Here is an 8,732-nt window from a genome sequence, read left to right on the forward strand (position 1 = left end):
GAAGGCCGCAGCCGAGAAGGCCGCAGCCGAGAAGGCCGCAGCCGAGAAGGCCGCAGCGGAGAAGGCCGCGGCGGAGAAGGCCGCAGCCGAGAAGGCCGCAGCCGAGAAGGCGACGCACGAGGGGACCGGCGAGGAGGCGGCGGCCGACGGGGCTGCCGCGCTCGAGACCGTCACGGAGACGCCCGCCGTGGACGGTGAGGGCGTCGCGATTGCGTCCGCCACCGCGGTGGCGGACGACACGGCAGCTCCGATGTCCGCCGGCTCTGTGGGTGAAGCGGCGTCCGATGATCCGGGCGCGGACACCCTCGTCGCAGAGCTCGAACCGACCGCCGAGAGCACAGCCGTTCCCGTGCCCGCCGATGCGGTGGAGCCCGTGCAGAACCCCACAGCCGACGCGCTGACGGACGGCTCCGTCGTCGTCGTCGATCCGGAGACCTCGCAGGAGCCGCCGCTGCGTGCCGAGGGTTCCCGTGAGGACCAACCGAGCACCGAGGCGATCCGCATCCGCGGCCTGGTGAAGCAGTTCGGCGACAACCGCGCCGTCGACGGCATCGACCTGTCGGTGCCCGCCGCCTCGTTCTACGGGATCGTCGGACCGAACGGTGCGGGCAAGACCACCACGCTCTCGATCGTCGCGGGGCTGCTGCGCGCCGACGAGGGGAGCGTCGTGATCTGCGGCATCGACCAGGCCGTCGACCCTCTCGCCGCCAAGCGCGTCATGGGAGTGCTTCCCGATCGCCTTCGCACCTTCGACCGCCTGACCGGCCGACAACTCCTCTACTACTACGGACTGCTTCGCGGGCTGGCGGCTGACGTCATCGAGAAGCGCGCCGCGGATCTGGCTCGCGCCTTCGATCTCGGAGACGCGCTCAACCGCGTGGTGTCGGACTACTCCGCGGGTATGACGAAGAAGATCATGCTCGCGGGCGCGATGATCCACTCGCCCCGCGTGCTGGTGCTCGACGAGCCCTTCGAGTCGGTCGACCCCGTGTCATCCGCCGTCATCCTCGACATCCTCCGCGCCTACGTCGCCCACGGGGGCACGGTGATCCTGTCGAGCCACGGCATGGACCTGGTCGAGCGGGTGTGCTCGCGTGTGGCGATCATCGTCAACGGCGAGGTGCTCGCGGAGGGGACGATCGACGAGGTCCGCGCGGGGCAGACCCTCGAATCGCGCTTCGTCGAGCTCGCGGGCTCCAGCGGCGAGGTGGAGGGGCTGGAATGGCTGCACACGTTCTCCGACTGAGGTTCGCGCTCCTCCTCGGCGCACTCCGCGGTGAACGCCGGATCCGCACACTGCTGTCCTTCGGGGCCGTCGTCGCCGTGACGGTCGTGGTCTGCGTCGCGGTGTTCAGCCTGACCGACGCCTCCGTGCCGGTCGCCAGCGCGGTCACCGTGCTCGGCGGTGCGGCGGTGCTGCTCGGCTTCCTCGTGGGGCCGCTGCTGGTCGGGGCGGTGGACCAGCTCGACCCCCGTCGGTTCGCGGTGTTCGGCGTCGACGAGCGCCGACTGCCCTGGGTGCTCATGCTCGCCTCGCTGGTGAGCGTGCCGAGCCTCGCCCTTCTCGCCGTCTATGCCAGCGTGTGCATCGTCGCGATCGAGGCGGGCGCGCCGTGGCCACTCGCGGTGATCATGTCTCTGCTCGGCCTGTTCATCACGGCCCTGATCGCCCGGATCGGCATGGCGCTGAACGCGATGCTGCTCCCGGAGCGTCGATCGAGGGAGCTCACCGCCCTGTTCGCGCTCGCCCTGATCGTGATCGCATTCCCCGTCGCCGTGTTCCTCGGTTCGTTGCGATGGGACGGTGACGTGCCCGCGTCGATCGCGACGCTCACGTCGGTGATCGGTGTCACTCCGTTCGCTGCGGCTCCGGCCTCTGCGTTCGCCGCGGCGGCAGGAGAGACCGGGACGGCGTGGGCGAGCGGTGCCGTCGCGGTGGTCACGGCCATCGCCCTCGCCCTCGTCTGGGCGTGGTTCGTCCGTCGTCTGCTGACGACCACCGAGCGGCCCGTCACGGCACGGGAGCGCACGGGCCTCGGCTGGTTCGGCCTGCTGCCGTCCAACGCTTTCGGAGCGATCGCGTCGCGCAGCCTCGTGTACTGGCTGCGGGACCGTCGCTACATCATGAACGTGATCGTCGTGCCCGTCGCCGGGGTGCTGACGGTGCTGCCGCTCATCGTCGCCGGTGTCCCGATCGAGATCGCGGCCCTCATCCCGGTTCCGGTGATGGCGCTGTTCTTCGGCTGGCTGCCCCACAACGACATCGCCTACGACTCGACCGCGCTGTGGACGCACGTGGCGAGCGGGGTACGCGGCCTTCCCGACCGCCTCGGACGGCTCGTCCCGGTGCTCCTCGTGGCCGTGCCGGTGCTCGCGATCGCGGTGCCGCTGTCGTTGCTGCTCGTGGGGAGCTGGACCCTCCTCCTTCCGCTGGTGGGTCTCGCGGTCAGTCTCCTGCTGTGCGCCCTCGGCATCTCGAGCGTGGTGTCGGTGGTCGCACCGTACGCGGTGTCGCGACCCGGGGACAGCCCCTTCCAGCAGCCGCAGCGGCCGACGTCCCACGGTGCCTACGGCCCCGCCGCGGCGTTCCTCGGATCCATCGTCCTGAGCGTGCCGACGATCTGGCTCTTCGCCGCCACGATCGTCTCCGGTTCGGCGTTCGCACCCGCGGCGTTCTGGGTGGGGCTGTTCACCGGCGCGATCGTGCTCGCCGCCGGGGCTGTGCTCGGCGGGCGCATCTTCGAGCACAGCGGAGAGCGGCTCATGGAGTTCGTCGAGACCGCGTGACGGCCGCCCACCGGCCCCCCGACGCGGCTAGAATCGCGGAATGAGTACTCCGCTGGACAGCCCCGATCAGGGCGGCGTGGCAACGCTTGATCGCGAACTGGAAGAGCTCCTCCGGGAGGAGAACCTCGAACCGGGCGACCACGAGCGCTTCTCGCACTACGTGAAGAAGGACAAGATCCTCGAGTCCGCGATCACCGGGAAGCCGGTGCGCGCTCTCTGCGGCAAGAAGTGGACGCCGGGCCGTGATCCGGAGAAGTTCCCGATCTGCCCGACGTGCAAGGAGATCTACGAGTCGATGGTCGGCTGACCTCAGTCGGCCTCGAGGTAGACGGTCGGGATCGCCGGGTCGGACTTGCTGAGCGCCAGGGCGCGCACCGGCAGCTCCTCGCGCACGCGAAGGTGATGTGCGCGGGCGGCCGCCGTCCCGGCGACACCCTCGTGCGCGGTGTCGATGTCGCCGTCCTCGACGAGAGTGACCTGGAGCGGCCGGCCGTCCGCGTGCTCAGCGGGCGTGTCGAGCTCTTCGAACCCGTCCGAGACGACGACGGTCTCCGCCGTCGCGACGCCGTCGGACAGCGTCCGGAACGCTGCCTTCCGCCCCCCGAACGACGCCTTGTCGGCGGAGGCCTTGGCCACCCCGATCCAGGCTCCGTCGGCATCCTGCCGCGCGACCAGCTTGTACACCATGCTCGCAGTGGGGTAGCCGGACCCGGTCACGACCGACGTGCCGACGCCGTACGCGTCGACGGGTGACGCGGCGAGAGCGGCGATCGCGTACTCGTCGAGGTCGCTGGTGACGGTGATGCGCGTGCCCGTCGCTCCCAGCTCGTCCAGCTGTGCGCGGACCTCGGCGGCCACGATCGGCAGGTCACCGGAGTCGATCCGGACGCCGCCCAGCTCGGTTCCTGCCACGCGGATCGCCGTCTCGACGCCGCTGCGGATGTCGTACGTGTCGACCAGCAGGGTGGTGTCGACGCCCATGCTCGCGACCTGGGCGCGGAAGGCGTCCTCCTCGGAATCGTGCAGCAGCGTCCACGAGTGCGCCGCCGTGCCCATCGTGGGGATGCCCCACGTGCGGCCGGCTTCCAGGTTGCTCGTGGCGGTGAAACCCGCGATGTAGGCGGCGCGGGCCGCGGCGACGGCGGAGCGCTCGGCCGCACGGCGAGATCCCATCTCGGCCAGCGGTCGCTCACCGGCTGCGATGCTCATGCGCGCCGCGGCCGTCGCGACCGCGGAGTCGTGGTTGAGCACGCTCAGCGCGAGGGTCTCCAGGACGACGGCATCCGCGAAAGATCCCTCCACCGTGAGGATGGGGGAGCCGGGGAAGTAGAGCTCGCCCTCGCGGTACCCGCGGACCGAGCCCGTGAAGCGGTAACGCTCGAGGTGGGAGAGCGTCTCGGTGTCGACGACCTGCTCGTCGCGCAGGAAGCGCAGCTCGTCGTCGCCGAACCGGAAGTCGCGGAGCAGGCTCAGCAGGCGCCCGGTGCCCGCGACGACGCCGAAGCGCCGGCCGCCGGACAGCCGACGCGAGAACAGCTCGAACACGCTCGGACGGAACGCGGTGCCGTCCCGGAGCGAGGCGGCGAGCATCGTGAGCTCGTAACGGTCGGTGAGCAGCGCCGTCGACGTGGTCATCCGCCCAGCATAGTGAGCCGCGATACGCGCGCCCTGCCGCGCGCGGGTAGGCTGGGGAGTCATGAATGACGCGCCGATCGGGATCTTCGACTCCGGTGTCGGCGGGCTCACGGTGGCCAGGGCCATCCGCGCCCAGCTGCCCAGAGAATCCTTCGTCTACATCGGCGACACCGCGCACTCGCCCTACGGCCCGAAGCCGATCGCCGACGTGCGCCGCTACGCTCTCGAGGTGCTCGACACCCTGGTCGACCAGGGCGTGAAGATGCTCGTGATCGCCTGCAACACGGCCTCGGCGGCGATGCTGCGCGATGCGCGCGAGCGCTATGACGTCCCGGTGGTGGAGGTCATCGGCCCCGCGGTGCGCCGAGCCGTCTCGACCACGCGCAACGGCCGGGTCGGCGTGATCGGCACGGTCGGCACGATCGGCTCCCGCGCGTACCAGGACATGCTCGAGGTGAACGAGCGCCTGCAGGTCTTCACGGCCGCCTGTCCGCGGTTCGTCGAGTTCGTCGAGGCCGGGGTCACCGGAACCCCGGAGGTGCTCGCCGTCGCGGAGGAGTACCTCGCGCCGCTGCGAGAGGCCGACGTGGACACGCTCGTCCTCGGCTGCACCCACTACCCGTTCCTCCGGGGTGCCATCAGCTACGTGATGGGCGAAGGCGTGACCCTCGTGTCGAGCGATGACGAGACGGCCGGCGACGTCTATCGTCAGCTCGTGCGCGGCGATCTGCTGGCCCCTGCGGATGCCACCGCCACCTACGTCTACGAGGCGACGGGCGACTCGGCCGACGATTTCACCGCGCTCGCCAACCGGCTGATGGGCCGCGAGGTGCGTGACGTGCAGCTCGTCCACACCGGCGTCATCACCCTCCCCGACCCCGCGCTCGACGCGCGCTGATCCGCTCGCCCGTCCCGAACCGAGAGAAGCCCATGACCGACATCGTCCGTGCCGACGGCCGTTCCGCCTCGCAGCTGCGCGAGATCACCATCGAGCGCGGCTGGAGCGCGCAGGCCGAGGGATCGGCCCTGATCAGCTTCGGGGGCACCAAGGTGCTGTGCACCGCCTCGTTCACGAACGGCGTGCCGCGCTGGCTCACCGGCAAGGGCAAGGGCTGGGTGACGGCGGAGTACGCGATGCTCCCGCGCGCGACCAACAGCCGCAACGACCGCGAGAGCGTGAAGGGTCGCATCGGCGGTCGCACGCACGAGATCTCGCGGCTCATCGGCCGTGCCCTGCGCGCCGTGGTCGACACCAAGGCGCTCGGCGAGAACACGATCGTGATCGACTGCGACGTGCTGCAGGCCGACGGCGGCACCCGCACGGCGGCCATCACGGGCGCCTACGTCGCCCTCGCCGACGCCATCGAGTGGGGCCGCGAGAAGAAGTTCATCGGGCGCAACTCGACGCCGCTGCTCGACTCGGTCGCGGCGGTGTCGGTCGGGATCGTTGACGGCGAGCCCCTGCTCGACCTCGCGTATGTCGAGGACGTGCGCGCCGAGACCGACATGAACGTGGTCGTGACCGGTCGCGGCCTGTTCGTCGAGGTGCAGGGCACCGCCGAGGGGGCGCCGTTCGACAAGCGCGAGCTCGACGCGCTCCTGGAGCTGGGACTCGCGGGCTGCGAAGACCTGAAGGCGCGGCAGCTCGCGGCGCTGGCGGGGGAGTGACCGTGCGCGTCGTCCTGGCGACCCACAACCCGCACAAGGTCGAGGAGTTCCAGCAGATCGTCGCCCAGGCCAGGCCCGACCTGGAGGTGGTCGGCTATGACGGCCCCGAGCCCGTGGAGGACGGCGTGACCTTCGCGGAGAACGCGCTGCTCAAGGCCAGGGCGGCCGCCGCGCACTCCGGGCTTCCGGCGCTCGCCGACGACTCGGGCATCTGCGTGGACGTGCTCGGCGGATCACCCGGTGTGTTCTCCGCGTACTGGGCCGGACAGAAGAAGGACGCGGTGGCGAACCGGGAGCTACTGCTCGACCAGCTCCGCGACATTGCCGACCCGCACCGAGCCGCACACTTCACGTCGACGATCGCGCTCGTGGTCCCGGGTGGGGCCGAGCACGTGGTCGAGGGGATCTGGCCGGGACGGCTCGCGCACGCGGCGTCCGGCGACGGCGGCTTCGGCTACGACCCCGTGTTCGTCCCGGACGGCCAGGACGCGGGAGCCGAGCGCACGGTCGGGGAGTTCACCGCCGAGGAGAAGCAGGCGCAGTCGCACCGCGCCCGCGCCTTCACCGCCCTGATGCCCCTGCTCGCAGGACTCTGACCTGGGCGGCCGCGGAGAAGTCCTGCTGACGGTGAGAATCGTTACCCTTCCCGACTAGCCAGGATCGGCCGTTCCGGGGCGATCCCCGGTCTAGCCTGGAGGCATGCACGATCACGCGCCCGCGCCCGGCGGTCTCCGCTCGGCGAGCAGCAGACGCCTGCTCGCCATCTCGTTGACGCTGACCGCCACGGTCATGATCGTGCAGGTGGTCGGCGCTCTGCTCACCGGATCGCTGGCGCTGCTCGCCGACGCGGCCCACATGTTCACCGATGCCTCCGCGCTCGTGATCGCGCTCATCGCGGCCACCGTCGCCGCCCGACCCGCGGACGACCGTCGGACGTTCGGCTACCAGCGCGCCGAGGTCTTCGGCGCGCTGATCAACGCGGTGATCCTGGTCGCGCTGGCCACCGTGGTGGCCGTCCAGGGGGTCGAGCGCCTGCTGAATCCGAACACGGTGGAGGTCGCCGGCGGTCTCATGCTCGTCGTCGCGGTCGTCGGCCTGGTGGCCAACGCCGTGTCGATGTGGCTGCTCAGCCGAGCCCAGAAGACCAGCATCAACGTGCGCGGGGCCTACCTGGAGGTGATGGGCGACCTGCTGGGCTCGCTGGCTGTCATCGTCGCGGCCGCCGTGATCCTGCTCACGGGCTGGATGCCGGCCGACGCCATCGCTTCGCTGTTCATCGCGGCCATGATCATCCCGCGGGCGATCTCGCTGTTGCGCGAGGTCTTCTCGGTGCTGTCCGAATCGGCTCCGAAGGGCACGGCCGTCAGCGAGATCCGCACACACCTGCTCGGCTATGCAGGGGTGGTCGGCGTGCACGACGTGCACGTGTGGCAGCTCACGCGCGGAGCCCCGGTGTTCACCGCCCACGTGAGTGTGGAGCCCGCGCTCCTGGCGGACGGGCGCTCCGCCGCTCTCCTCGCCGAGATGCAGTCGTGCCTCGCCGACCACTTCGACGTGGCGCACTCCACCTTCCAGATCGAGCCAGCCGAGCAGTCGGACTGCGAGCCGCACCACGCGTGACACGGCGACCGGCGCTCACTCCTCGACGGTGATCTCGTCGGGGGTTTTGTCCGGCCGGAGGCCCCGCCACCGCGCGTGACGGAGGATGCCGTCCGGTGTCCAGTTGCCGAACTCGACCTCGCCCACGAGCTCCGGTCGCACCCACAGCGCGTCCGAGGCGTCGGGCCTCGGCACGCCGTCGAGCGGCGGAGCGGACACCCGCAGCGGCTCGAGGCGCGCCATCAGCTCGCGGAGCATCCGGTCGCTGAACCCCGTGCCGACCCGTCCGACGTAGCGCAGTTCTCCCTCGTCGGGCACGGCCAGCAGCAGGGACCCGAGCGTGCCGTCGCGTTCGCCCTTGCCCGGACGGATGCCCACGATCACGGCCTCCTGCATGCGCGTGTTCTTCAGCTTGAGCCAGGACGGTGAGCGGACGCCGGGGCGGTAGCGGGACGCGGGGTCCTTCACCACGACGCCCTCGAGACCGAACTCGTCGCTCGCGCCGAGGGCCGCGTCCACGTCGTCGAACACCGGCGGCACCTGGACCGGCGCCTCGAGGTCGGCGACCAGGTCTTCCAGCAGCGTGCGGCGTTCGCGCAGCGGCATGCCCGTGAGGTCGTGCCCGTCGAGCCGGAGCAGGTCGAACAGCATGTAGACGACGGGCGTGCGCACCACCTCGCGCTCGATCTCGCGCGGGCGGGTCAGGTGCATCCGGTTCTGCAACAGGGAGAAGCTCGGCCGTGCGTGGGCGTCGAACGCGACGATCTCCCCGTCGACGATCGCCTCGTCGACCGGGAGGAACGGCGCCCCGTCGGCCGTGAGCTCGGGGTATCGCGCGGTGATGTCGGTGCCGCGCCGGGCGTGGAGCAGCATACGGCCGTCGCGCCAGGTGCCGATCGCCCGGATCCCGTCCCACTTCACCTCGACCCACGACGGGGAGCTGAGGCCCCGAGCGAGCGCCGGCGTGCCGGTCTCGGCGAGCATCGGGTCGAGCGAGGGCAGTGTGGTGCCCGCGGTGGGCGCGGCGGCGGTGGCCAGCGGGC

Annotated in this window: 9 protein-coding genes; 7 read left to right on the forward strand and 2 right to left on the reverse strand. The window is 71.0% G+C overall.

The window, feature by feature from the left end; translation table 11 throughout:
- From DW299_RS17260 to DW299_RS17270, 3 genes are all read left to right on the forward strand, one after another.
- Positions 1 to 1,246, forward strand: a 1,246-nt coding sequence (locus DW299_RS17260; protein WP_240745445.1) for an ATP-binding cassette domain-containing protein, incomplete at its 5' end; no start/stop codon positions are given.
- A complete protein-coding gene (locus DW299_RS17265) occupies positions 1,222 to 2,787 on the forward strand; it encodes a hypothetical protein (RefSeq protein ID WP_136037323.1) in 1,566 nt (521 codons plus the stop codon). The genes DW299_RS17260 and DW299_RS17265, both read left to right, overlap by 25 nt.
- Positions 2,788 to 2,827: 40 nt before the next feature.
- Positions 2,828 to 3,094 carry a DUF3039 domain-containing protein gene (locus tag DW299_RS17270; RefSeq protein WP_028503536.1) on the forward strand — a complete coding sequence of 89 codons (267 nt, stop codon included), beginning with the start codon at positions 2,828 to 2,830 and terminating at the stop codon, positions 3,092 to 3,094.
- A 2-nt stretch (positions 3,095 to 3,096) separates the two neighbouring features.
- On the opposite strand, the gene DW299_RS17275 is transcribed toward DW299_RS17270, so the two are convergent.
- Positions 3,097 to 4,422, reverse strand: coding sequence for a nicotinate phosphoribosyltransferase (locus tag DW299_RS17275; RefSeq protein WP_136030621.1), 1,326 nt, complete (start codon positions 4,420 to 4,422; stop codon positions 3,097 to 3,099).
- 61 nt (positions 4,423 to 4,483) lie between these two features.
- On the opposite strand from DW299_RS17275, the gene murI reads away from it, so the two are divergent.
- From murI to DW299_RS17295, 4 genes are all read left to right on the forward strand, one after another.
- Complete coding sequence (gene murI, locus DW299_RS17280) at positions 4,484 to 5,320, forward strand: glutamate racemase (RefSeq protein ID WP_136030623.1); 837 nt, start codon at positions 4,484 to 4,486, stop codon at positions 5,318 to 5,320.
- Between the two features lie 32 nt (positions 5,321 to 5,352).
- A complete protein-coding gene (gene rph / locus DW299_RS17285; RefSeq protein WP_136030625.1) occupies positions 5,353 to 6,090 on the forward strand; it encodes a ribonuclease PH in 738 nt (245 codons plus the stop codon).
- Positions 6,087 to 6,686, forward strand: coding sequence for an RdgB/HAM1 family non-canonical purine NTP pyrophosphatase (gene rdgB / locus DW299_RS17290; RefSeq protein WP_136037324.1), 600 nt, complete (start codon positions 6,087 to 6,089; stop codon positions 6,684 to 6,686). Before rph ends, rdgB begins: the two co-directional genes overlap by 4 nt.
- A 103-nt stretch (positions 6,687 to 6,789) precedes the next feature.
- Positions 6,790 to 7,710 (forward strand): cation diffusion facilitator family transporter, encoded by a 921-nt coding sequence (locus DW299_RS17295; RefSeq protein ID WP_136037325.1) that lies wholly within the window; start codon positions 6,790 to 6,792, stop codon positions 7,708 to 7,710.
- 15 nt (positions 7,711 to 7,725) lie between these two features.
- Here DW299_RS17295 and ligD read toward each other — a convergent pair.
- On the reverse strand, positions 7,726 to 8,732 hold a 1,007-nt coding region (gene ligD, locus DW299_RS17300), incomplete at its 5' end, for a non-homologous end-joining DNA ligase (protein WP_205814439.1).

This window comes from Microbacterium sp. K35, from assembly GCF_004794375.1.
In the GTDB taxonomy this organism is placed as follows: domain Bacteria; phylum Actinomycetota; class Actinomycetes; order Actinomycetales; family Microbacteriaceae; genus Microbacterium; species Microbacterium sufflavum.